At 39.8% G+C, this 553-nt stretch carries 1 pseudogene; it reads left to right on the top strand.

From position 1 onward, the window contains the following. Positions 1-492, top strand: a pseudogene (locus tag CXF58_RS01255) (glutathione-dependent formaldehyde dehydrogenase); the annotation flags it as partial. Positions 493-553 lie beyond the last annotated feature (61 nt).

Below are 553 nucleotides of genomic sequence, written 5' to 3'. Positions count from 1 at the left end.
GTAGATCATAATGACTACCGTTTGCAGTATGCCAAAGATACGTACGGGGCTATTCCGGTTAATTTCGATAAGGTAGATGCTGCTGAATTCATCATTGAACAGACCAAAGGACATCGCGGCGTTGACGGTGTTATTGATGCGGTTGGCTTTGAAGCTAAGGGCAGTTCGAAAATTGAAGGATCAAGCGCTCCAGCTTTACGTCAATGTATGGCAGCTGTGCGTCGTGGCGGGGTCGTTAGTGTTCCTGGTATATATGCAGGACCCATTAATGATTTCTTAATTGGTGACGCTTTTGATAAAGGGCTTACTTTCAGAATGGGCCAAACCCATGTACACAAGTATATACCACAATTATTAGAGTATATTGAAAATGGTGATTTATCACCTGAAGCTATTATTACTCACCGTATGAATTTGTCTGACGCTGCTAAAGGTTATGAAATTTTCGAAAAGCGTGAAGAAGAATGTCGTAAAGTCATTTTAACTCCTTAATTTTTCAAATTTACCCTTAACTTTTAACATTTAAAGGTTAGGTCATAGCTGCTTTAACGAG

The sequence above is a fragment of the Psychrobacter sp. Sarcosine-02u-2 genome (genome assembly GCF_002836335.1).
Lineage (GTDB): Bacteria > Pseudomonadota > Gammaproteobacteria > Pseudomonadales > Moraxellaceae > Psychrobacter > Psychrobacter faecalis.
Note: the sequence above shows the minus strand (reverse complement) of the source record. Positions and strands in the feature narration are given on the sequence as shown.